Annotated in this window: 20 protein-coding genes, 1 pseudogene and 1 riboswitch; of the genes and pseudogenes, 6 read left to right on the top strand and 15 right to left on the bottom strand. The window is 72.5% G+C overall.

Features of this window, described 5'->3' with window-relative positions; all coding sequences use genetic code 11:
- Nucleotides 1-37: 37 nt before the first annotated feature.
- Nucleotides 38-325, top strand: a pseudogene (locus BS80_RS43900) (transposase); the annotation flags it as partial.
- Between the two features lie 108 nt (nucleotides 326-433).
- On the opposite strand, the gene BS80_RS26835 reads toward BS80_RS43900, so the two are convergent.
- Nucleotides 434-1,096: a CGNR zinc finger domain-containing protein gene (locus BS80_RS26835; RefSeq protein ID WP_051967237.1), complete on the bottom strand. Its 663-nt coding sequence runs from the start codon at nucleotides 1,094-1,096 to the stop codon at nucleotides 434-436.
- 274 nt (nucleotides 1,097-1,370) lie between these two features.
- On the opposite strand from BS80_RS26835, the gene BS80_RS26830 reads away from it, so the two are divergent.
- Entirely contained in the window at nucleotides 1,371-2,975 is a 1,605-nt protein-coding gene (locus BS80_RS26830; RefSeq protein ID WP_035802999.1) for an FAD-dependent monooxygenase, read from the top strand.
- Here BS80_RS26830 and BS80_RS26825 read toward each other — a convergent pair.
- From BS80_RS26825 to BS80_RS26800, 6 genes are read right to left on the bottom strand one after another with little or no spacing between them, the layout of a single operon-like run.
- A complete protein-coding gene (locus BS80_RS26825; protein WP_051967236.1) occupies nucleotides 2,970-3,827 on the bottom strand; it encodes an urease accessory protein UreD in 858 nt (285 codons plus the stop codon). The two genes, BS80_RS26830 and BS80_RS26825, sit on opposite strands and share 6 nt — an antisense overlap.
- Nucleotides 3,812-4,498, bottom strand: coding sequence for an urease accessory protein UreG (gene ureG, locus BS80_RS26820; RefSeq protein WP_035802997.1), 687 nt, complete (start codon nucleotides 4,496-4,498; stop codon nucleotides 3,812-3,814). The genes BS80_RS26825 and ureG overlap by 16 nt, the downstream gene beginning before the upstream one ends.
- Nucleotides 4,488-5,162 carry an urease accessory protein UreF gene (locus BS80_RS26815; protein ID WP_035802995.1) on the bottom strand — a complete coding sequence of 225 codons (675 nt, stop codon included), beginning with the start codon at nucleotides 5,160-5,162 and terminating at the stop codon, nucleotides 4,488-4,490. Before BS80_RS26815 ends, ureG begins: the two co-directional genes overlap by 11 nt.
- The gene (locus BS80_RS26810; protein ID WP_051967235.1) at nucleotides 5,159-6,916 is read right to left on the bottom strand and encodes an urease subunit alpha; all 1,758 of its coding nucleotides are present in this window, start codon (nucleotides 6,914-6,916) and stop codon (nucleotides 5,159-5,161) included. Before BS80_RS26810 ends, BS80_RS26815 begins: the two co-directional genes overlap by 4 nt.
- Nucleotides 6,909-7,232, bottom strand: a complete 324-nt coding sequence (locus BS80_RS26805; protein ID WP_035802994.1) for an urease subunit beta — start codon at nucleotides 7,230-7,232, stop codon at nucleotides 6,909-6,911. Before BS80_RS26805 ends, BS80_RS26810 begins: the two co-directional genes overlap by 8 nt.
- A complete protein-coding gene (locus BS80_RS26800; protein WP_035802992.1) occupies nucleotides 7,229-7,531 on the bottom strand; it encodes an urease subunit gamma in 303 nt (100 codons plus the stop codon). The genes BS80_RS26805 and BS80_RS26800 overlap by 4 nt, the downstream gene beginning before the upstream one ends.
- Before the next feature lie 374 nt (nucleotides 7,532-7,905).
- On the opposite strand from BS80_RS26800, the gene BS80_RS26795 reads away from it, so the two are divergent.
- Together BS80_RS26795 and BS80_RS26790 are read left to right on the top strand one after the other, a co-directional pair.
- The gene (locus BS80_RS26795; protein ID WP_063772088.1) at nucleotides 7,906-8,568 is read left to right on the top strand and encodes a phosphoribosyltransferase; all 663 of its coding nucleotides are present in this window, start codon (nucleotides 7,906-7,908) and stop codon (nucleotides 8,566-8,568) included.
- Between the two features lie 238 nt (nucleotides 8,569-8,806).
- Nucleotides 8,807-10,261, top strand: a complete 1,455-nt coding sequence (locus BS80_RS26790) for a catalase (protein WP_035802990.1) — start codon at nucleotides 8,807-8,809, stop codon at nucleotides 10,259-10,261.
- 82 nt (nucleotides 10,262-10,343) lie between these two features.
- Here the strand turns inward: BS80_RS26790 and BS80_RS26785 are convergent, their stop codons facing one another.
- The gene (locus BS80_RS26785; protein WP_035802988.1) at nucleotides 10,344-11,000 is read right to left on the bottom strand and encodes an NAD(P)H-binding protein; all 657 of its coding nucleotides are present in this window, start codon (nucleotides 10,998-11,000) and stop codon (nucleotides 10,344-10,346) included.
- A 122-nt stretch (nucleotides 11,001-11,122) separates the two neighbouring features.
- On the opposite strand from BS80_RS26785, the gene BS80_RS26780 reads away from it, so the two are divergent.
- On the top strand, nucleotides 11,123-11,701 hold the full coding sequence (locus tag BS80_RS26780; protein WP_035802986.1) for a dihydrofolate reductase family protein: 579 nt from the start codon (nucleotides 11,123-11,125) through the stop codon (nucleotides 11,699-11,701).
- Here BS80_RS26780 and meaB read toward each other — a convergent pair.
- The 6 genes from meaB to BS80_RS26750 all read right to left on the bottom strand — a co-directional run bounded on the left by meaB (nucleotide 11,687) and on the right by BS80_RS26750 (nucleotide 20,703).
- Nucleotides 11,687-12,679, bottom strand: a complete 993-nt coding sequence (gene meaB, locus BS80_RS26775; RefSeq protein ID WP_035802984.1) for a methylmalonyl Co-A mutase-associated GTPase MeaB — start codon at nucleotides 12,677-12,679, stop codon at nucleotides 11,687-11,689. The genes BS80_RS26780 and meaB overlap by 15 nt on opposite strands.
- A 4-nt stretch (nucleotides 12,680-12,683) precedes the next feature.
- Entirely contained in the window at nucleotides 12,684-14,894 is a 2,211-nt protein-coding gene (gene scpA / locus BS80_RS26770) for a methylmalonyl-CoA mutase (protein ID WP_232246662.1), read from the bottom strand.
- Nucleotides 14,894-16,801, bottom strand: a complete 1,908-nt coding sequence (locus BS80_RS26765) for a methylmalonyl-CoA mutase subunit beta (protein ID WP_035802980.1) — start codon at nucleotides 16,799-16,801, stop codon at nucleotides 14,894-14,896. Before BS80_RS26765 ends, scpA begins: the two co-directional genes overlap by 1 nt.
- 136 nt (nucleotides 16,802-16,937) lie before the next feature.
- Nucleotides 16,938-17,708 carry a thioesterase II family protein gene (locus BS80_RS26760; RefSeq protein ID WP_035802978.1) on the bottom strand — a complete coding sequence of 257 codons (771 nt, stop codon included), beginning with the start codon at nucleotides 17,706-17,708 and terminating at the stop codon, nucleotides 16,938-16,940.
- Between the two features lie 214 nt (nucleotides 17,709-17,922).
- Nucleotides 17,923-19,605, bottom strand: a complete 1,683-nt coding sequence (locus BS80_RS26755; protein WP_051967234.1) for an NRAMP family divalent metal transporter — start codon at nucleotides 19,603-19,605, stop codon at nucleotides 17,923-17,925.
- Between the two features lie 302 nt (nucleotides 19,606-19,907).
- Nucleotides 19,908-20,097: riboswitch (M-box (ykoK) riboswitch) on the bottom strand.
- Between the two features lie 141 nt (nucleotides 20,098-20,238).
- Nucleotides 20,239-20,703, bottom strand: coding sequence for a GNAT family N-acetyltransferase (locus tag BS80_RS26750; RefSeq protein ID WP_035802975.1), 465 nt, complete (start codon nucleotides 20,701-20,703; stop codon nucleotides 20,239-20,241).
- 289 nt (nucleotides 20,704-20,992) lie between these two features.
- On the opposite strand from BS80_RS26750, the gene BS80_RS26745 reads away from it, so the two are divergent.
- The gene (locus tag BS80_RS26745; protein ID WP_035802973.1) at nucleotides 20,993-21,784 is read left to right on the top strand and encodes a maleylpyruvate isomerase family mycothiol-dependent enzyme; all 792 of its coding nucleotides are present in this window, start codon (nucleotides 20,993-20,995) and stop codon (nucleotides 21,782-21,784) included.
- A gap of 58 nt (nucleotides 21,785-21,842) precedes the next feature.
- On the opposite strand, the gene BS80_RS26740 is transcribed toward BS80_RS26745, so the two are convergent.
- A complete protein-coding gene (locus tag BS80_RS26740; protein WP_035802971.1) occupies nucleotides 21,843-22,682 on the bottom strand; it encodes an SDR family NAD(P)-dependent oxidoreductase in 840 nt (279 codons plus the stop codon).
- Nucleotides 22,683-22,774 lie beyond the last annotated feature (92 nt).

Genomic DNA, 22,774 nt, shown 5'->3' with positions numbered 1-22,774 from the left:
TCGTGGGTGTCGAAGTCCACGTGCAGCAGGAGACCCCGTGCCGCAGTCTTCCGTCTCGCCCCAGAAACCGTCCAACTGGGCTGCCCGACAGTGTGATTGCCTCGCGCACGCGCACGCGAACGCGTACGGGAACGCGGCCGACCACGGGGAACGTGTGCGACGCTATCCCTCTGATAGGACCGAGGCTGAATGGGTGGCGGTCCGGCCGCTGTTACCGGCACCGCGCTGGCTTCAGGGCCGCGGCGGCCAGCCGAAGGCGTACTGCCACCGGGCGATACTGGACGCGATCCGCTACCTGGTCGACAACGGCACAAAGTGGCGGGCCATCCCGGCACGTCACCACTGCCACGGGCTCACCGACCCTATGCCTGAACAGCGGAAGTGCAGGCATCAAGTTCAGAACGACAACAACCTCCAAGGCGCCACAGGCATCTCAGGCGCGGTCTTCGGGGCTTGCGACGCCAACGGGGTCAGGGCCGGGGCTGGCAGCCGCAGCGGAACCGGGGAGTTCGGCAGGCGCAGCGGATGTCACGGGTCCGGCAGGCACAGCTGGTCCGGCCGAGCTGCGCTGGGTGCGGTGGGCGGCGACGCGGACGCGGGTGGCGCAGCGTGGGGAGCAGTAGCGCTGGGGGGTGCGGCGGCCGGTGTCGATGAAGAAGCGGTCGCAGTCGGGGGCAGCGCAGCGGCCCCAGGCGCAACCGCCTCGTTCGCTGAGCCAGAGGCCGAGGGCCAGGGCGGCGGTGGACAGCAGCCAGTGCGTGAGGTCGGCGTCCTCGGGAGCGCGGGCGTGCAGGGACCAGGGGCGGCCTGGCAGTCGGGTCAGGCGTGGCTCGGCCGGGTAGCGGGCGAGCAGGGCGTTGATCGCTTCGGCCGCACGATCCTCGTCGTGCAACTGCAGGACCTGGATCAGCTGGCCGGCGGCCTCGCTCAGCTGCCGGGCGTCGTCGTCGGTGAGCACGAACGGCGGGCCGCCGTGGCGGGCCAGCAGGTCCTGGAGTTCGGCGGCGTCGACCGTGCCACCCTCCTGGATCGCGTTGGCCAGATCGGTGACGAAGTAGAGGCCACGGGGGTTGGTCCCGCGCAGGTCGTCGGGCACGTACTGCTCTCCTTTGTCAGCACTGCTCTCTTCAGTGAGCAGTGCTCTCGCTAGCGAACATCGACCGCATTCGAGAGCGGCGCACGCCATTGGATGGCGCCGCTCGTGGTAGACGAACACCGCCCTTGTCGTTGAGCATCGCTCGCGAAAGAGAGCAGTGCTCTCACTTGCAGACACTGCTCTCCCTTTGAGGCGTCGCACGCATCGAGAGCATCGCTCGCTCTCATGGTAACGTCAAAATCACTCTATAGGCGTTACCGAGCAAGGGAGAGCCATGCGATTCCCGACCACGACGCGCGTGCTGATCGCGGGCGGCGGGCCCGTGGGCCTGACCCTGTCCGTGCTGCTCTCCGCGTACGGCGTGGACCATCTGCTGGTGGAGGCCCGGCCGGAGGTAGGTCGGCACCCCAAGGCGCGTGGTGTCTCGGCCCGGTCGATGGAGGTGTTCCGGCGCTGCGGCGTCGAGGACGCGATCCGCGCCGCCGGGCTCCCCGCCGACCAGGTCTTCTTCTATCGCGGACGGGACCTCGTGGATCCGGAGTTCGTCCGCGACGGGACCGGGTCACCGGCGCAGGACGGTACCGAGCTCACCCCCTCCCCCGGGTTGATCTGCTCCCAGGACGCTCTGGAACCGGTGCTGCTGCGCCGCGCAAGAGAGGCGGGCGGCGACCGAGTGCGGTTCGGGACCCGGCTGGAGTCGTTCGGCCAGGACGTTGACCAGGTGCATGCGGTACTCATGGACGCCTCCACCGGCGCGCGGCACGTCGTGCGGGCCGACTGGCTGGTCGGCTGCGACGGCGCCGGCAGCGGCGTGCGGGCCGGCGGCGGTGTCGCGATGGCCGGTCCGGTGGGGCTCGGGCACTTCCTCAGCGTCCGCTTCGAGGCACCGCTCGGGCCGGTAGTGGCCGACCGGCTCAGCGCGTCCTACTTCCTCACCCGGCCCGGCGGGGGTGGGTTCCTCGCGGTGGACAACGACCACCGGTGGATCTACCAGCACCCCTTCGACCCGGCCCGGCCCGACGAACGCCTCGCCGACCCCGCCCACCTCGCCGAGCTGGTACGCGGCGCGGCCGGACTCCCCGAGCTGCCGGTGACGATCCAGGACACGATGACCTGGCGGATGGATGCCCAGCTGGCCGACGCCTACCGCAGCGGCCGCGTGCTGCTGGCCGGTGACGCCGCCCACGTCATCCCGCCGACCGGCGGGCACGGCATGAACACCGGGATCGGCGACGCGGACAACCTCGCCTGGAAGCTCGCGGCCATCACGGCCGGGCGGGCCGGTACCCGACTGCTGGACAGCTACGAGGCCGAACGCCGCCCGGTCGCCCGGCAGGTGATCGACATCTCGCTGGACAACTCCCGCAACCGCAGCGGCTACCGCATCGACGACGAGCTCCTGCTCTCGGCGGTCTACCGCTCCGGCGCCGTCATCGGCGAGGGCGAGGCCGGCAGGCCCGGGCACAGCGCGGCGAGCGGTGGCGACGACGGGGGCCCGACGGGGCTGTCCGCCTATCGTCCGAGCGGCACTCCCGGCGCGCGTGCGCCGCACGTGCGGCTCACCGGACGGCCCGGCGTCGACTCCACCCTGGATCTGGTCGGTCCCGGCTTCACACTGGTGACCCAGGCGCCCGACGACGCCTGGCAGCGGCAGGCCGACGACGCCGCTGCGGCCGGACTCGCCGTCACCCTCCGTCCGCTCGACGACGGGCGGTCGCGCGAGGAGCAGCCGGGGAGCTGGCGGCGGATCTGCCAAGTGCCTGACGGCGGCGCGCTGCTGGTGCGCCCCGATGGCCACATCGCCGGACGCGCGGAGCATCCGGGCGCGGCCGGGCAGCTGCACCGGGTGCTGCGGCAGGTCCTCGCACTCCCGTCATGACGGGTCCGCAGGCTGCGTGAGCAGCCGGCGCAGCACCAGGCCGTCGGGGGCAACGGCCAGCAGGAGGCGGGCGTCCGCGCCGGGCAGGGTGAGGGCGACGGCGCCCTGGCCCTCCCCCGGACTCTCCCGCTCCCCCGGCAGCGCAGCGAGAACCGGCAGCGCTGCGGGCACTGGCTCCGTGAACGGCAGTCCGACGGTGAGGAGTTGACCGGTCGCGCGATGGCCGGCCAGGACCGCGGGGCCGTCCCAGCCCGGGGCGCCCGGGCCGAGGTCGCTCTGCTGGTCGAGGATCAGCCGGCCCGCCTGGCGGACGGTCAGGCGCGAGGTCAGCCGCCCGGGCCGCCCGTGCACGGTCCAGTCGTGCTGCCGGCCGAGGATCTGCTCCTCTCGGTAGCGCAGCCGGGCGCCCGCCTCCAGGGTGATCAGGGTGGTGAGCTGCAGGTGGCTCCCGGCCGCAGCGACGACCGGCTCGGGCAGCCACTCCAGCGTGGCGCCCGCGGCCACCGTCAACTCGACGTCGTACCAGGCCGGGCCGGGCTGCGGGCCGGGCAGGCTGACGGTGGCCGCGACGCTGGTCACCCGTAGCCGCGCGCCGGCCTCGACCCGGGCCGTCACGGCGATCCGGTCGCCGCCGAGCGGCGCGGCCATCGCACCGACCAGCGCGACCTCGGCGGGCGCCGGCCCCCGCCCGGCGCGCAGCCGTCGCAGGGCCAGCGGACCGGCGCCGCTGAGCACCGGCAGGAGCGTGCCGGCGTGGTCCTCCCGGGTGTCCGGCACCGCGACGATCCGCGCGACGGACACCGGGAGTTCGCCCCTCACCGGTGCGGCGGCGGCCGTCAGTGCGCGCGCCATCGGGCCAGCTGTTCCCTGACCCAGCCGGCGATCGGCGCGACACCGTCGGGCTCCGCCAACGAGCAGAAGAGCGTGGGTAGTTCGCCGCGTTGCGCCTTGGCGTCGCGGGCCATCACCGCCAGGTCCGCGCCGACCAGCGGCGCCAGGTCGGTCTTGTTGACCACCAGCAGGTCCGAACCGGACACCCCTGGCCCGCCCTTGCGCGGGATCTTGTCGCCGCCCGCCACGTCGATGACGAAGATCTGCGCGTCGACCAGTCCGCGGCTGAAGGTCGCGGTCAGGTTGTCGCCGCCGGACTCCAGCAGCACCAGGTCCAGCGGGCCGACCGAGGCCTCCAGCTCCTCCACGGCTTCGAGGTTGGCCGAGATGTCGTCCCGGATCGCGGTGTGCGGACAGCAGCCGGTCTCCACGGCGGTGATCCGCTCGGGCGGCAACACCGCGTGCCGCAGCAGGAATTCGGCGTCCTCGGTGGTGTAGATGTCGTTGGTCACCACGGCCAGCGACAGCTCGGCGCGCAGGGCGCGGCAGAGCGCGGCGACGGTCGCCGTCTTGCCCGAGCCGACCGGTCCGCCCAGGCCGATCCGCAGGGCCCGGCGCCGACCGCCGGAGAGTTCGGTGGGCGCGGTCGCCCGGGGGGCGCCGAACTCGTCGGTGGGATGGTCACGATGCAAAGAGTCTCACCTTCCATGCGCTGTGCCGCTCGGCGAACAGGTCGAGGAGCGGAGCGGACGCGGCCGGCAGCGGCCACGCGTCCTGTCGGCGGACCGCCTCGGCAGCGGCCCGGGTGGCGGCGTCCGCCACCGTGTCGAGCTCGGGGGCGAGCCGCGCGAGCACGGCCACCACCTGGTACGGGTCCAGTCCCAGCAGCCGGGTGCAGGCGGTGGCCGGGCCGTTGACGCTCTCGTGCGCGGCCGCGAGGGCCGCTTCGGCGGGGGCCAGCCCGGCCGCACGGGCCGCCAGACCGAGGACGACGCTCTGGTGAGCGCCGCCCGGGTGCGCGGCGGCCAGCCCGTCCAGCACCGGGTCCGGCCAGCAGGCCCGTGCCGCCCGCAGGAGTTGGCGTCCCAGCCGGCGGCTGGTGGCGCGCAGCGCGGGTGACGGGGTGCGGGCGTCGGCGGCCTCGTCGAGCCCGGTCGGGTCGAAGCCGTCGGCCGCCGCGGCCGCGAGGCCGGCCGCGGTCAGGCCGGTGGTGTGCAGCCGTCCTGTCAGGAAGGCGGCCAGGCTGTCGGCGTCCTTCACGAGCCCGGCCCGGACCGCTACCTCGACGCCGCCCGAGTGGGCGTGGCCACCGGCTGGGAACCGTCCGTCGGCGAGCAGCAGGAGGGCGCCGCTCAAAAGAGGAAGTACCGCTGGGCGAGCGGCAGTTCGGTGGCGGGGGCGGGCGTGACCGGTTCGCCGTCGATGGTCACGGTGAAGCTGTCGGGGTCGACCCGGACGTCCGGGCGGGCGGTGTTGTTGACCATGTCGTCCTTGGTGACGGCGCGGGTGCTCCGCACGGCCGTGAACGCCTTGTCCAGGCCCAGGCGTTCGGGCAGACCGGCGTCGATCGCCTGCGGCGCGGTGAAGTTGACCGAGTTGGCCGCCGGGGCCCGCCCCTTGGCCCCGAACATCGGTCGTGGGAAGCGGGGTTGCGGCGTCGGGATGGAGGCATTGGCATCGCCCATCTGGGCCCAGGCGATCTGACCGCCCTTGATCACCAGGTCGGGCTTCACCCCGAAGAAGGCCGGGGTCCAGAGCACCAGGTCGGCCAGCTTGCCCGGTTCGACCGAACCGATCTCATGGTCCATGCCCTGGGCCACGGCCGGGTTGATGGTGTACTTGGCGACGTAGCGCCGGGCCCGGTGGTTGTCGGCCCGGCCGTCACCCGGCAGCGCGCCGCGTCGGGCCTTGAGACAGTGCGCGGTCTGCCAGGTCCGGCTGATGACCTCGCCGATCCGTCCCATCGCCTGCGAGTCGGAACTGATGATCGAGATCGCGCCGAGGTCGTGCAGGATGTCCTCGGCCGCGATGGTGCTGGGCCGGATCCGCGATTCGGCGAAGGCCAGGTCCTCGGGGACCGAGGGGCTCAGATGGTGGCAGACCATCAGCATGTCGAGGTGCTCGTCGACGGTGTTCACGGTGTGCGGGCGGGTCGGATTGGTCGAGCTGGGAAGGATGTTGAGCTCGGAGACCACGCTGATGATGTCTGGCGCGTGGCCGCCGCCGGCGCCCTCGGTGTGGTAGGCGTGCACGCCGCGTCCCGCGATCGCGGCCAGGGTGTCGGCCACGAACCCGGCCTCGTTGAGGGTGTCGGTGTGCAGCGCGAGCTGCGCTCCGGTCTGCTCGCAGACCCGCAGGCAGGCGTCGATCACCGCGGGCGTCGCACCCCAGTCCTCGTGGATCTTGAAGCCGACCGCTCCGGCCGCCAACTGGGAGTGCAGGGCGGCACTGTTGACGGTGTTGCCCTTGCCGGTCAGCCCGATGTTGAGCGGGGTTCCGTCCAGGGCGGCGAACATCCGGGCCAGGTGCCAGCCGCCGGGCGTGACGGTGGTCGCCTTGCTGCCCTCGGCCGGCCCGGTACCGCCGCCCACCAGGGTGGTGATGCCCGAGGAGAGTGCCTCGTCGGCGAGTTGCGGCGCGATGAAGTGGACGTGCGCGTCGATCCCGCCGGCCGTCAGGATCCGCCCGTTGCCCGCGATCACCTCGGTCTCGGGGCCGATCACCAGCGCGGGGTGCACGCCGTCCATGGTCTCGGGGTTGCCGGCCTTGCCGAGCGCGCTGATCCGGCCGTCCCGGATGCCGATGTCGGCCTTGACGATCCCCCAGTGGTCGAGCACGACGGCGCCGGTGATCACCGTGTCGAGGGCGCCCTCGGCCCGGCTGGCACGGCTCTGCCCCATCGACTCGCGGATCATCTTGCCGCCGCCGAAGACCGCCTCGTCGCCGCCGGCCGCGCGGTCCTCCTCGATCTCGATCAGCAGGTTGGTGTCGGCGAGCCTGATCCGGTCGCCGGCGGTGGGCCCGTAGAGGTCGCCGTAGCGCTCCCGGGTGACCACCAGGCCGGTCGGGGCCGGGGGAACCGGACGCTCGCCCGGCGCACGCTCAGCCATCGAGTGCTCCGGCGCTCTCGCCGCGCAGGCCGAACACCTCGCGCCGGCCGCCGATCGGGACCAGCGCCACCTCCATCGGGATGCCCGGCTCGAAGCGCACCGCGGTGCCGGCCGGGATGTTCAGCCGTCGGCCGTGAGCGGCCCTCCGGTCGAACTCCAGGCCCGGGTTGGCCTCGGCGAAGTGGTAATGCGAGCCGACCTGGACCGGCCGGTCGGCGCCGTTCAGCACCCGCAGCACGGTGACCGGGCGCCCGGCGTTGAGCGTGAGGTCACCCTCGCCGTAGAGGATCTCGCCGGGGACCGGCGCGGCGCTCACAGGATCGGACCGTGGACGGTGACCAGCTTGGTGCCGTCCGGGAAGGTCGCCTCGACCTGGACGTCCGGGATCATCTCGGGGATGCCGTCCATGACGTCCGCACGGCCGAGCACCTGCCGTCCGGACTCCATCAGTTCGGCCACCGTCCGGCCGTCCCGGGCGCCCTCCAGCAGGTGCGAGGTGATCAGCGCGACCGCCTCGGGGTGGTTGAGCCGCAGCCCGCGGGCCCGCCGGGAGCGGGCCACGTCGGCGGCGACGTGGATCAGCAAGCGTTCCTGCTCATGGGGAGTGAGCCTCATCTGCGCGCACCTCGCGGGGAGTTCTGCCGTCCGGGATTGTCGCCGGAGGCTGAGGGCGCGGACACAGCGCTGTGCCGCGTGGGACTCCCGGCGGGGGCGTGGCGGCAGCGCCGTGGGGAGGCGGCTTCCGGCCCGCACGCGGGAGTTCGGATCTCGTGGCCGCTACCGTAGCGGACATCGGGCCCGGTGGGGAGGGCGCCGAGGCCGTGTCGGGCGATCACCACGGGAGTGCGACCCACTACATTCGGCAGTCATGACCACACAGCGGCGAAGAACCGCCCCAGCGACGCCGCGCGGCCTGCTCCGGCCGCCCGCCGGGCCCGCGAACAGCGCCTCCGGTGGCAGGCTGGACAGCGTGGCAGGCGGTGAGAGCGATGACGGTGTTCAGTAGCCGGCCGATGTTCCAGGACCGCAGGGACGCCGGGCGGCAGCTCGGCGTGCGGGTCGCGGACTGGGGGGCGGACCACCCGGTGGTGGTCGGTCTGCCGCGCGGCGGCGTCCCGGTGGCCTACGAGGTGGCCCTCGCGCTCGGCGCGCCGCTGGACATCCTGGTGGTCCGCAAGATCGGCGCGCCCGGGCAGCCCGAGCTGGCCCTCGGCGCGGTCGGCGAGGGCGGCATCCGGCTCTACAACCACGACATCGTCGCCGCCCTGGGTATCCCCGCCCAGCAGCTGGAGCGGCTGACCGACGAGGTGAGTGCCGAGGTCGTCGCCCGCACCGCGCTGCTGCGCGGGCCACTGCCACCGCTGGAGCTCGCCGGGCGCGCGGTGGTCCTGGTGGACGACGGCATCGCCACCGGCGCCACCGTGCGGGCGGCGATGGCCGTGCTGCGGCGGCGGGAGGTGAGCGAACTGCTGCTGGCGACCCCGGTGACCGCGCCCGAGGCGCTGCGGATCCTCGGCCCGCTGGCCGACGACCTGGTCTGCCTGGGTGCGCCGGCCCTGTTCCAGGCGGTCGGGCAGTACTACCGGGACTTCGACCAGACCAGCGACGAGGAGGTCCGCCGACTGCTCGCCACGTCCGGCGACGGGACGTAGCCGAGAGGACGCGGGCGGGGGACGTAGCCGAGAGGACGCGGGCAGGGGGACGCGGGCGACCGGGCTGACGCGACAGGGCGTAGCGGTCGCCGACGCAGCGGTTGTGGGACCGGCCGGCCGGTGTTTGAGTCGTATACGGCCGCAGCCGGCGGCCCGCTGTCCGCGCGGGAGCCGCGCGGGCCGACGGGCTCGGTGTCCACCCCGTCGGCACGTCCGAACCGCAAGGAGGCCTTTCCCCATGTCCGAGTCAGCGGTCCCGTACACCACCAACAACGCAGGCGTCCCGGTCGAGAGCGACTCCGACTCGCTCACTGCGGGCCCGGTCGGCCCGATCCTGCTGCACGACCACTACCTGATCGAGAAGATGGCCCAGTTCAACCGCGAACGGGTCCCGGAGCGGGTGGTGCACGCCAAGGGCGGCGGCGCGTACGGCGTCTTCCAGGTCACCAACGACGTCAGCCAGTACACCAGGGCCGACCTCTTCCAGCCCGGCAAGAAGACCGAGATGCTGGCCCGCTTCTCCACCGTCGCCGGAGAGCTCGGCACCCCCGACAGTTGGCGCGACCCGCGCGGCTTCGCGCTGAAGTTCTACACCGAAGAGGGCAACTACGACCTCGTCGGCAACAACACCCCGATCTTCTTCGTCCGCGACCCGATCAAGTTCCAGGACTTCATCCGCTCGCAGAAGCGCCGCCCCGACACCCACCTGCGCGACAACGACATGCAGTGGGACTTCTGGACGCTCTCCCCCGAGTCGGCGCACATGGTGACCTGGCTGATGGGCGACCGCGGCATCCCGAAGACCTGGCGCCACATGAACGGCTACGGCTCGCACACCTTCCTGTGGGCGAACGCGGGCGGCGAGAAGTTCTGGGTCAAGTACCACTTCAAGACCGACCAGGGCATCGACTTCCTCACCCAGGCGGACGCCGACGCACTCGCCGGCCAGGACCCGGACGCCCATCTGCGTGACCTCTACGACTCGATCGAGCGCGGCGAGCACCCGTCCTGGACGCTGTACGTCCAGGTGATGCCGTTCGACGAGGCCTGGGGCTACCGGTTCAACCCGTTCGACCTGACGAAGGTGTGGCCGCACAGCGACTACCCGCTGATCGAGGTCGGGCGGATGACGCTCAACCGCAACCCGGACAACTATCACGTCCACATCGAGCAGGCCGCGTTCGAGCCGTCGAACCTGGTGCCCGGCATCGGCGTCTCGCCGGACAAGATGCTGCTGGGCCGGATCTTCTCCTACCCCGACACCCACCGGTACCGGATCGGCCCGAACTACGCCCAGCTCCCGCCCAACCGGGCGCACGTGCCCGTCCACTCGTACGCCAAGGACGGCCCGATGCGGTTCGACGCCTCGCGCGCGACCACGCCGTACGCGCCGAACTCGTACGGCGGACCGGCCGCCGACACCGCGCGCTTCGGCGACCCGCTGGGCTGGGACGTGGCCGGGCAGATGGTCCGCGAGGGCTACCCGCTGCACCGTGAGGACGACGACTGGGGCCAGGCCGGCACGATGGTGCGTCAGGTGCTGGACGACGCGGCGCGCGACCGCCTGGTGTCGAACGTCACCGGCCACCTGAAGAACGGCGTCTCGGCGCCGATCCTGGAGCGGGCGTTCCAGTACTGGCGCAACGTCGACAAGGGGATCGGCGACCGGATCGCGGCGGCCGTGAAGAAGTAACGCCTGGTCCTCCTACGGCGTGATGGCCGCCCCGGTCCGTCCGGGGCGGCCATCACGCCGTTGCCTGCGAAGGCGGTGGGCGTCAGGCGGTGGCCAGTGCCTTGCTGACGGTGTCCGGGCCCGAGACCAGTTCGAGCGTGCGGCCGACCGCCGGGGCCGACTCGTCCAGCAGCGCGGCCAGGACGGCGGCGACGTCGGCGCGGGGGACGGCGCCGCGGCCCGTCGAGTCGGCCAGCCGGACCAGGCCGGTGCCCGGCTCGTCGGTGAGCGGACCGGGGCGCAGCACCGTCCAGTCGAGCGAGTGGCGGGAGCGGATCTCGTCGTCGGCGGCGCCCTTGGCGCGCAGGTAGGCGCCGAAGACCGGGTCGGCGCCGTCGGGCGCGGCGGCGTCGGCGCCCATCGAGGAGAGCAGGACGTAGCGCCGCACGCCGACCCGCTCGGCGGCGTCCGCCAGGAGTACGGCGGCCGCCCGGTCCACGCTGTCCTTGCGCCCGGCGCCGCTGCCGGCGCCCGCGCCGGCCGCGAAGACCACCGCGTCCGCCCGGGAGACGACGGCGGCCACCGCGTCCACGTCGGCCGACTCCAGGTCCAGCACCACCGGTTCGGCCCCGGCGTCGCGCAGCGCCGCCTCCTGCTCAGCCCGCCGGATCAGCCCCACGGGCCGGTCCCCACGCTCGGAGAGCAGCCGTTCCAGCTTCAACCCGATCTGTCCGTGTCCACCCGCGATGACGATACGCATGCCGCTTACGCTAGCCCCGCAGCGGCCCCACGCCCGGGATCACCGCGCCGACGCAGAGCCGGACGCCTTGCTGAGTGAGACCGACCGGCTGAGTAAGACCGACCGACTGAGTGAGGACCGCGATGCGAAAGATCGTGCTGATGATGTCGGTCTCCCTCGACGGGTTCATGGAAGGACCGGAGCGGGAGATCGACTGGCACCTGGTCGACGACGAGTTGCACCAGCACCTCAACGAGTACGTCGCGGGGATGGGCGCGATCCTCAGCGGGCGGGTCACCCATCAGCTGATGGCGGACTTCTGGCCGACCGCGGACGCCGACCCGGCGGTCACCGGGCCGGCGGCGCAGTTCGCGGGGATCTGGCGGGAGATGCCGAAGTTCGTCTACTCCAGGACGTTGGAGCGGGCCGACTGGAACACCACGGTGGTGCGGGAGGTGGTGCCCGAGGAGGTCCTGGCGCTCAAGGCGCAGCCGGGCGGGGACCTGCTGCTCGGCGGCGCGGATCTCGCCGCGACCTTCCTGCGGCACGACCTGGTGGACGAGTTCCACCTCTACGTCCATCCGGTCCTGATCGGGGCCGGGAAGCGGCTGTTCGGGCCGTCCGACGCCCGGGTCACGCTGCGGCTCAGCGAGACCCGGGCGTTCGGCAACGGGGTGGTGCTCCTGCACTACACGCGCGGCGGGGCCTCACACGGGCGGTAGCCGGAAGCCCGCGAGGATCCGTTCGGCGGCCAGGGTGGCGGTGAGGGTGCCCTCGCGGACCTGCTGTTCCAGGTCGGGCGCGATCCGGCGCACCTCGGGGTGGGCACGCAGCTGGGAGAGCAGCTGGTCGTGGACCATCGCCCAGGTCCAGGCGACCTGCTGGTCGCGGCGCTTGGCGGCGAGCGCGCCGGTCGCGTCCAGTATCTGGCGGTGCTGCTGCAGGCGCTCCCACAACTCGTCCAGGCCGGCGCCGTCCCGGCCGCTGCAGGTGAGCACCGGGGGCGTCCAGGCGGCGTCCAGGGCGTGCATCAGCCGCAGGGCGCCGGCCAGTTCGCGGGCGGCGGCGCGGGCGTCCGTCTCGTGCGGGCCGTCCGCCTTGTTGACGGCGACCAGGTCGGCGAGCTCCAGCACGCCCTTCTTGATGCCCTGGAGCTGGTCGCCGGTGCGGGCCAGCGTGAGCAGCAGGAAGGAGTCGACCATGCCCGCGACGGTGGTCTCGGACTGCCCGACGCCGACCGTCTCGACGAGCACCACGTCGTAGCCGGCCGCCTCCATCACCACCATGCTCTCCCGGGTGGCCCGGGCCACCCCGCCGAGCGTGCCGGAGGTGGGTGACGGCCGGACGAACGCGGCCGGGTCCACCGCCAGCCGCTCCATCCGGGTCTTGTCGCCCAGGATGGAGCCGCCGGTGAGGGTGGAGGACGGGTCGACGGCGAGCACCGCGACCCGGTGCCCCAGGCCGGTGAGCATGGTGCCGAGCGCGTCGATGAAGGTCGACTTGCCCACCCCGGGGACACCGGTGATGCCGACCCGGACGGCCTTGCCCGAGTGCGGCAGCAGCTGGATCAGCAGCTGCTGGGCCAGCTCGCGGTGGTCGGCGCGGGTGGACTCCACGAGCGTGATCGCCCGCGCGATGTAGGCGCGGGAACCGCCGAGCACGCCCTTGACGTAACTGTCGAGGTCGATCGCCCTGGCCATCGGCTCACAACTCGTGGCCGAGGGACGCGGCAAGCGTCTTCAGCAGGTCGTAGGCGGCGTCCGGGATCACCGTGCCCGGCGGGAACACGGCGGCGGCGCCGGCCTCGTAGAGCGCCTCGAAGTCCTGCGGGGGGATCACCCCGCCGACCACGATGGTGATGTCCTCACGCCCGGCGGCGGCCAGTTCGGCGCGCAGTGCCGGGACCAGCGTGAGGTGCCCGGCCGCCAGCGAGGAGACGCCGACGATGTGCACGTCGGCCTCCACCGCCTGCATGGCCACCTCGGCCGGGGTCTGGAAGAGCGCGCCCACGTCGACGGTGAAGCCGAGGTCGGCGAAGGCGGTCGCGATCACCTTCTGGCCGCGGTCGTGGCCGTCCTGGCCCATCTTGGCCACCAGGATGCGCGGGCGGCGGCCCTCGGCCTCCTCGAACGCCTCGACCAGGTCGCGGGTCTTCTGCACAGCCGTGGAGGGTCCTGCTTCGTCGCGGTACACACCGGAGATGGTACGGATCTGTCCGGAGTGGCGGCCGTAGACCTTCTCCAGGGCGTCCGAGATCTCGCCGACGGTGGCCTTGGCCCGGGCCGCGTCGACGGCCAGCGCCAGCAGGTTGCCCTCCAGCCCGCCGTCCCGCTGGGCACCCGCCTGCGCGGAGGCGGTCAGCGCGCGCAGGGCCGCCTGGCAGGCCTGCTCGTCGCGCTCGGCGCGCAGCCGGCGCAGCTTCTCGATCTGCTGGGTGCGGACCGAGGAGTTGTCGACCGCGCGGACCTCGATCTGCTCGTCGGTGGCGACCCGGTACTTGTTGACCCCGATCACCGGCTGGCGGCCGGAGTCGATCCGGGCCTGGGTGCGGGCCGCGGCCTCCTCGATGCGCAGCTTGGGGATGCCCGCGTCGATCGCCTTGGCCATGCCGCCGGCCGCCTCGACCTCCTGGATGTGCTGCCAGGCGCGCGCGGCGAGGTCCTGGGTGAGCTTCTCGACGTAGGCGCTGCCGCCCCAGGGGTCGATCACCCGGCAGGTGCCGGACTCCTGCTGGAGCAGCAGCTGGGTGTTACGGGCGATCCGGGCGGAGAAGTCGGTGGGCAGCGCGAGCGCCTCGTCCAGCGCGTTGGTGTGCAGCGACTGGGTGTGGCCCTGGGTGGCGGCCATCGCCTCCACACAGGTGCGGGCGACGTTGTTGAAGACGTCCTGAGCGGTCAGCGACCAGCCGGAGGTCTGCGAATGGGTGCGCAGCGACAGCGACTTGACGTTCTTCGGCGCGAACTCCTTGACCAGTTTGGCCCAGAGCAACCGGGCCGCGCGCAACTTGGCGATCTCCATGAAGTAGTTCATGCCGATCGCCCAGAAGAACGAGAGCCGAGGCGCGAAGGCGTCCACGTCCATCCCGGCCGCCAGGCCCGCGCGCAGGTACTCCACGCCGTCGGCCAGTGTGTAGGCCAGCTCCAGGTCGGCGGTGGCTCCGGCCTCCTGAATGTGGTAGCCGGAGATGGAGATCGAGTTGTAGCGCGGCATCTTCTGCGAGGTGTACGCGAAGATGTCGGAGATGATCCGCATCGAGGGCTGCGGCGGGTAGATGTAGGTGTTGCGGACCATGAACTCCTTGAGGATGTCGTTCTGGATGGTGCCGGCCAACTTCTCCGGCGGCACCCCCTGTTCCTCGGCCGCCACGATGTAGAGGGCCAGCACCGGGAGCACGGCGCCGTTCATGGTCATCGACACCGACATCTTGTCCAGCGGGATGCCGTCGAAGAGCTGGCGCATGTCGTAGATCGAGTCGATCGCCACGCCCGCCATGCCGACGTCGCCGGTGACCCGGGGGTGGTCGCTGTCGTAGCCGCGGTGGGTCGGCAGGTCGAAGGCGACCGAGAGGCCCTTCTGACCGGCCGCCAGGTTGCGGCGGTAGAAGGCGTTGGACTCCTCGGCGGTGGAGAAGCCGGCGTACTGGCGGACCGTCCAGGGCTGGTTGACGTACATCGTCGGGTACGGGCCGCGCAGGTACGGCGCGACGCCCGGGTAGGTGCCCAGGAAGTCCACGCCGGCCAGGTCCTCGGCGGTGTAGAGCGGCTTGACGGCGATGCCCTCGGGGGTCTCCCAGAGCAGCTCGTCGACGTCCTTGCCGGTGGCCTGCTGCCAACCGGCCCGCCACTGCTCGGCGGTGGCGGCGCCGTCGGCACCGTCCGCGCCGTCGAGTCCGATCTCGGTGAAGTCGGGGATCATCACAGCGCTCCGATCTCGTCGAGGACCGAGGTGAGGACGGCGACGGCGTCGCCACCCGCGAAGACGAACTCGTCCACCCCTGCCCGCTGGTAGGCCTCGCGCTGCTCGCCACCGGGACGGCCCGCGAGCAGCACCCGGCGGGCTCCGGCGGCCTTCAGCGCGATAGCCGCGGCCTCGGCGTGCTCCGCGTACAGCTTGTCGCCGGAGCAGAGGCAGGCCGTGCTCGCGCCGCTGGCGGCGAACGCCTCGGTCAGCGCGGCGGTGTCGGCCGGGTCGGTCGCCTGGCCGACGACGGTCTCCAGACCGCCGGCCTGGAAGAGGTTGGCGGCGAAGGAGGACCGGCCGGTGTGCACGGCGGCCGGTCCGAGTGCGGCCAGGAAGACCCGGGGGCGCTCACCCGTCGCGTTCAGCCGGGCGTCGGAGCGGCTGCGCAGTGCCTCGAAGGCCTGCGAGCGGCGCACCCGCGGCAGGCCGCCGCCGGGCGGCGCGGGCGCGGGGTCGCGGACCACGGGCAGCTCGGCGAGGTTCGGGAACTCGCTGACGCCGGTGATCGGCTCACGGCGGTGCGCGAGGTCGTCCGAGCGCTGCGCCCAGGTGGCGGCGATCCGCTCGCCGACCAGGCCCGAGCCGAGCGCGGCCTGCTGGCCGCCGGCCCGCTCGATCTCCTGGAACCAGGCCCAGGCGGACTGCGCGAGCTCGTCGGTGAGCTGCTCGACGTACCAGGAGCCGCCGGCCGGGTCGATCACCCGGGCCAGGTGCGACTCCTCCAGCAGGATCGACTGGGTGTTGCGGGCGACCCGCCGGGCGAAGGCGTCCGGCAGCCCGAAGGCGGTGTCGAACGGGAGGACGGTGACCGCGTCCGCGCCTCCGAGACCGGCCGCCAGGCAGGCGACCGTGGTGCGCAGCATGTTCACCCACGGGTCGCGCTCGGTCATCATCACCGAGGAGGTGACCGCGTGCTGGCGCTGGGCCGCGGCGCCCGGCGTCACGCCGCTGACCTGGGCCACCCGGGCCCAGAGCCGACGGGCGGCGCGTAGCTTGGCGATGGTGAGGAACTGGTCGGCGGTGGCCGCGTAGCGGAACTCCAGCTGACCGGCGGCCGCGTCGACGCTCAGGCCCGCCGCCGTCAGTTCGCGCAGGTAGGCGACGCCGGTGGCGAGCGAGCAGCCGAGCTCCTCGGCGGTCGAGGCGCCGGCGTCGTGGTAGGCGAGGGCGTCCACGGTCAGCGCGCGCACCGCGGGGAAGTCGCGGTGGCAGCGGGCGGCCAGCGCGGCCGCGTCGGCGAGCTGCGCGGCGGTGTCCTGCGCCCGTCCGGTGCGGGCGAGCAGGCCCAGCGGGTCGGCGCCGAGGTTGCCCGCGGCTGCCTCGGCCGGCACCTGCCGCTCGGCGTACACGGCGAACAGCTGCTCGGCGGCGGCGGCGAACTGCGGCCCGGCGTCCAGCACGACGGCGGCCAGGTCGAGGTAGACCCCGCGCAGCTCCTGCGGCAGGGCGGCGATCGGCAGTCCGGCCTCACCGACGGTCAGCCAGAGCGAGGAGACGCCGTTCTCCAGGTCGGCCAGGACCGCCTCGTTGGCGCGCTGGGGGTCCGGTGCGGCGTGCTGCTGGCGCACGTCCCAGCCGGCGACCGCGGAGCCCTGCGGGCGGCTGCCGCGCAGGAACGGCGGGAAGCCCGGATATCCGGAATCGATGGCCGAGTCCTCGGCGGTGTACAGCGGGCGGACGCGCAGTCCGTCCTCTACCTCGGTGGCGAGTGCGTCCTCGGCCTCCTGGCCGGAGGGGACGGGTGCGGCGGGGTTGGCCGCACCTGCCTTGCGCAGAACGCCTTCGACAAGCCGCTGCCATTGCTCACGGGTCGCATCCGGGAACTCGGCGGCCAGGGGGAGCCCTTCGGGCGGGACCGTCATGAGGGAAGGTTAGAGGTGACGGGCCCGTGACAGCAGATCAAACCGGTGTGACCTTTCCCTCTCTGCACTCCAGGGCGTGTGGAGTGCAGAGAGGGTGCGCCATGTGCCCACCCGTTCGGCCGAACGCGGGCAGCGCTCAGCCGACCTCGGCCAGCTCGGCGCAGACGGCCTCCAGGACGGCCGGCGCCGAGTCGGCGGTCAGGAAGAAGTGCCCACCGGGGAACATCCGCAGCGAGCTGTCACCGCGCGTGGTGTCGGCCCAGCGCTCCAGGGACGCCGGCGACATGCTGTCCTCGGTCCCGCCGAAGACCGCGACCGGGCACGCCAACTGCTCGTCCCGGGGGTGGCTGAAGGAGGCACAGATCCGGTAGTCCGCGCGCAGGGTGGGCAGCACCATCTCGACCAGAGCGGGTATCGCCAGTACCTCGGGCGGCGTGCCGCCCATCGTGCGCAGCTCCTCGACGAGGCGCTCGTCGTCCCACTCCAGGCGGTCGGGGCGGTCGGTCATGTGGCCCGGCGCGGCACAGCCGCTGACGAGCAGCCGGGCCGGCGCGCGGCGGCCCGCGCGCTGGGCGGCCAGGGCGACGCCGTAGGCGATCATCGCGCCCATGCTGTGGCCGAACAGCACGTACGGCCGGTCCAGGAAGGGCTGGATCGCGGCGTGCGCCTGTTCCACGGCGTCCTGGTAGTTCGTCAGGTGCGGTTCGGCGATCCGGGTCTCACGCCCCGGCAGCTGGACCGCCAGCACCTCGACGTCCAGCGGCAGGCTCTGCGGCCAGGTCCGGTACATCGCCGGGCCGCCGCCGGCCGGGTGGAAGCAGATCAGACGCAGCCTGGCCGCCGGCCTGGGCGCCGGGCGGCGGACCCAGGGGGTGGTGGTGGAGGCGTCGAGGTACTGAGAAAACATCGGAACAGCCCTTCGTGCGGCGGCACCGGTCGGCGACCGGAGCGGGCTCGGGGTCGAGCTGCACAGAATCTACGCGAGCCCGCGCCGCCGCACCCAGTGATCATCGGCTGACCGTCGGGGATTCGCGGGACGATCCGGGGCGGGTTGTCGGTGTACGGACGGGGTCGGCGGCGGCGGGGTCGCGCCGCCGCCCGGTCCGGGGTGGGCTCTGGGGTCAGCTGGTGAGGGCGACCTGGATGAGTTTGATGATGACCAGGATCATCGCGAGGAGGAGGTAGCTGCGCAGCGCGCCCATGCCGATCTTGTGGCCGGTGGCCAGGACGGGCTTGGTGAGGGTCTCCAGCGGGGGCATCCGCCAGGTGTCGCGCCCGGTGCGGTCCAGGGGGTCTTCGTTGGTGGCGGTGCGGCGGCGGGTGAAGGCGTAGCCGGCTGCCAGGACTCCGGTGACGCCGCAGACGGCCATGATCTGCAGGATGGCGTCGGCGGTGATGTGGGGGTAGAGGACGGAGGCGGTCAGGATGACGGAGAGGGTCACCAGGACGCCGACGACGGCGGCGGTGAAGGCGTTGGTGCGGGGGCCGTTGGCCCAGGGGCCCAGGACCTGCTTGTCGTTGCAGAGCAAGAGGAGGAAGACCGAGGCGGAGGGGAGCAGCACGCCGGCGAGGGTCTGGACGCCTTCGGTGAGCAGGCCCAGCGGGGAGCCGGGGATGAGGACGATGGTGGCGGCCAGGGCGACGAGTGCGGCGTAGAGGGCGTAGAAGCCCTTGGCGCCGCCGACGCCCCGGTGCAGCGAGTGCTTGATGCCGAAGACGTCGCCGATGGCGTAGGCGGTGGAGAGCGAGACGGCGAAGGCGCCGATGATGGAGGCGTCCAGCAGGGCGATGGCGAACAGGACCCCGGCGAGCTTCCCGGCGTGTGCCTCCAGGCCCTTGGCGACGCCGGCGGCGTCCGTGAACTGGCCGGCCTGGCCGGTGTGCGCGAAGGCCGCGGCGGAGGCGCCCATCAGGGCGGCGGCGCCCAGGACGACGATGCCGATGCCGATCCAGAGGTCGACCTTCTCGTACTTCATGAAGCGCGGGGTGATGCGCTTGTCGATGACGTAGGACTGCTGGAAGAAGAGCTGCCAGGGGGCGACGGTGGTGCCGACGATGCCGATGATCAGCAGCATGACGGTGGCGAGTTCACCGTGGCCGCCGGGCATGGTGGGGATGGCGAAGTCGTGGGCCATCTGGGAGGTGTGGGGGTGGGAGAGGAAGTAGATGGGGACGAGCAGCAGGGAGCCCGCGCACAGGGTGATGGCGATCCGCTCGAAGCGCTGGAAGGAGCCGGTGAAGGCGGAGGCGATGATGATCGCCGCGGCCAGCACGACGGAGGCGGTCCTGGGCAGGCCGAGGTAGCCGGCGGCCAGGGTGATGCCGATGAACTCGGTGACCAGCGTCAGCGCGTTGAGCAGGAAGAGGTCGATGACGCTGAAGGCGCCCCAGAACTTGCCGAAGCGCTCCAGGATGAGGCGGGCGTGGCCGACACCGGTGACCGCGCCCAGGCGCAGCACCATCTCCTGGTTGACGTAGAGGACGGGGATCAGCAACAGGAGGGTCCACAGCAGGTGGGTCCCGTAGTTCTGGCCGGCCTGGCCGTAGGTGGCGAAGGCGCCCGCGTCGTTGTCGCCGACCATCACGATCAGGCCCGGGCCCATGATCGCCAGCAGGGTCTTCAGCTTCGCGGACAATCCGGTCCGCGGCGCGGTGTCGTCCAGCCTGATGCTGCCCAACGCCCCCCGGATGTCGCCCACATGGGCGTCGTCGAGGACGGCGGCGCGAGGCGCGGCGGTGACGACGTCGACGTCGATGTCGGTCGAGGTGGCGTTGGAGCCGGTGGTCACGATGGTGTCGGTCATGGTGTGCCTCCCTGCGCCCCGGTTCGGGGACGGTCGGGGACGCGCGTCAGCCGTCCGGCCTGCGAGCGCGCAGTCGCCAGCGCCACGGCGGCCGTCATCGGCCGAGTGGTGCTGACAATGCGTCAGAAGCTTGAGCAGGAAGGGTGGTTACCGCGCGCCAAAAGAAAACGAGGACAGGCGGGTGGGGGGCCGTTTGTGGCCCGGACTACTGCAACTCGCATCCATGTCTCTCGCCTCCTTCCGGTCGGGGCGCACAGTTGTGCGCCGAATCGACACGGCAAGGAGCGGACCGGCCCGTGGCCGGTTCACCCCAACTCGTCAGAGCTTTGGCACTCCACGGCGTGATCCCGCTGCCGCGCCAGTGCGGCCGATCGGGAAGCCACTTGGGATCAACCCTTAGGTCGGGAAGATCTGTCCTGATCCGGAGCGTCTCTCGACGGGTGGGATCAGTGGCCTGTGTCCGTGAAGACGCCTCACCGAACGAGGTGCCTTTCTAAACCTCGACAAGCTTAGACCCTGCATGGAGAGACGGTTGCCATATTTACAGAACCTTGACCTGGTGACGCATCGTCAGCCCGGTGGGAGGGTCCGTCAACGTCCCACTCCCAGTCGCCGAGTGCCGCTCAGTGCCGCTCAGTGCCGCTCGAAGATGAGTTCCCGGCCGTCCTCCTCGTCCCACTGCTCTCCGGCCTCGACGAAGCCGAAGCCCGAAATCGTGGCCAGCGACGCGACGTTGTCGGGGCTGATCGACGCCCGCACGGTCCGCACCCCGGATTCGGCGCCCGCCCAGCGCAGCAACTCGGCCAGGATCGCCCGGGCATAGCCCCGCCGGCGGCGGTCGGGCGCGACGGAGTAGCCGACCTCCACCATGCCCGCGGCGTCCGGCGGTCCGTGGAATCCGGCGTAGCCGACCACCACGCCCTCCGGCTCGGCCACCGCCGCCCGGGCGACCCAGCGCGCGCTGCCGGGGTCGGCGGCTATCTGATCGAGCCGCAGGCGCCAGAGCCGGCGGGCCTCGTCGGCGACGAGGAAGTCGGTGAGCGCGACGCCGGCCTTGGCGCTCGCGCTCGCGAGGTCGCCGTCCAGCAGCGCGGTCATCGCGGCGGGCGGGAGTTGGACGAGGCGTACCGACCTGGGTCCGGCCGCCGACGGGTTTCGGTGATCGATCGGTTCAGTCACAGACCGGATGCTCCTGGAGCTCCCGGGCGCTGTCCAACGATTTCCGGCGGCGGGCCGACGTCCGGTCAGCGACCGACCGGCCACCACCCGTCCCGGTGAACCCCGCCCCACCTGGCCGGACGTCCTCCGACGGTGTGGCAGGCTGCGCAGCGAGGCCTGGCCCGGTACCTGCGGCCCGGCCGGCACCCTCAGGAAGGCACGCCGCACCATGAACGCATCGCAGCAGGCAGCACACCCGGCCGAGCGCATCGACCACGTCAAGGCCGTCGCGGAGGAGGCCGACCGGTTCGCCGGCCTGCTGAAGGGCGCCGACCTCGGCACGCAGGTCCCCGGCTGCCCCGGCTGGACGCTCACCGACCTCGTCCGGCACACCGGTAGCGTGCAGCGCTGGTTCTCCGTCCTGCTGAGCCAGCGCGTGCAGACGCCGCCGACCAGCCGCGACGTGGAGCTGCGGCTCCCGGCCACCGACGCCGGCTACCCCGACTGGCTGGTCGAGAGCGCCGCGGAGGCCGCGCGGACCTTCGCCGCCACGGACCTGGAAGCGCCGATGTGGGCGTGGGGCCTGGACCAGCACGCCCGGTTCTGGGTGCGCCGGATGCTCTTCGAGACCCTGGTGCACCGCGCCGACGCGGAGATCGCGCTGGGCATGCGCCCGGGGATCGACCGCGTGCTCGCGGTCGACGGCCTGGACGAGTTCCTGGTCAACCTGCCGTTCGCGGAGCGCTTCGCACCGAAGGTGGCGAACCTGCGCGGGGCGGACGAGACCATCCGCTTCCGCTGCACCGACGGCGCGGGCGACTGGGTGGTGCGACTGCGGGCCGACGGCTTCGGCCTGGTCGCGGACCCGTCGGCGGTGGCCACCGCCGACGCCACCCTCCAGGGCACCGCCGCCGAGCTGCTGCTGCTCGCCTACGGCCGCCTGGAGCGGACCGCGGGTTCGCTGCAGAGCTCGGGCGACCAGGAGCTGCTGACGCGCTGGTTCGCCAACTCGGAGTTCTGAGCCGCAGCGCAGAACTCCTAGCCGGTGTCCGGTCCTACCTCCGACCGGACACCGGCGCTCAGGCGATCCAGGCGCTGGTGAGGGCCTGGATGGCGGCGCCGTCCAGGTCGGCCAGCTTGACGCCGACGAAGCCGCGGGCGGCCTGCGAGGTCTGCAGCCGGAAGGCGGGGCGTTCGGCGGTCAGGGCCTCGACGATGGTCGCGGCGGCCTCGGCGGGTGTCTGCGCCGCGGAGGCGAACTGCGCCTGGGTCCGCGCGAGGTAGGCGCTCAGCGCCGGCGCGTACGCTCCGGCGCCGGCGACCGCCTGCGCCAGGTCCACACCGACGTTGGCGACGAACTCGCTGGCCACCGCGCCCGGCTCCACCACGCTCACGGTCACACCGACCGACGCCGCCACCGGCGCCAGGCTCTCCAGGTAGCCCTCGACGGCGAACTTGGCCGCGCAGTAGGCCTCGTTGAACGGCTGCCCGACCACCCCGCCGACGCTGGTGACCGTCACCAACCGCCCGCCGACGGCCCGCAGGTGCGGCAGCGCGGCCTTGGCGACCTGGACGACGCCGAAGAAGTTGACCTCCATGACCTGGCGGACGTCGTCCACGCTCTCGTTCTCCAGCGTGCCGAGGTGACCGGCGCCGGCGTTGTTGACCACGGCGTCCAGCCGGCCGTGGTCGGCGACGACCCCGGCGACGCAGGCGGCGACCGAAGCGGCGTCGGTGACGTCCAGCGGGCGGATATCGAGCTCCACGCCGGCCTGCTCGGCCGCCTTGCGCAGCGCGTCGGCGCGCCGCGGGTCGCGGAGGGTCGCGACGGTGGTGAAGCCGGCGCGGGCCGCGGCCACGGCGGCGGCGAGGCCGATGCCGGACGACGTACCGGTGATCAGGACGACCTTGGCGGACATGGCGAGGCCTTTCGAAGAGATGGTTGTCGAGCCCGGTAGTTATGAACGATAAGTACCTGGCTCGACAACTATGGGCTGGAATGTTTGCCAAT

This window comes from Kitasatospora mediocidica KCTC 9733 (assembly GCF_000744225.1).
GTDB classification, from domain to species: Bacteria; Actinomycetota; Actinomycetes; order Streptomycetales; family Streptomycetaceae; genus Kitasatospora; species Kitasatospora mediocidica.
Note: the sequence above shows the minus strand (reverse complement) of the source record. Positions and strands in the feature narration are given on the sequence as shown.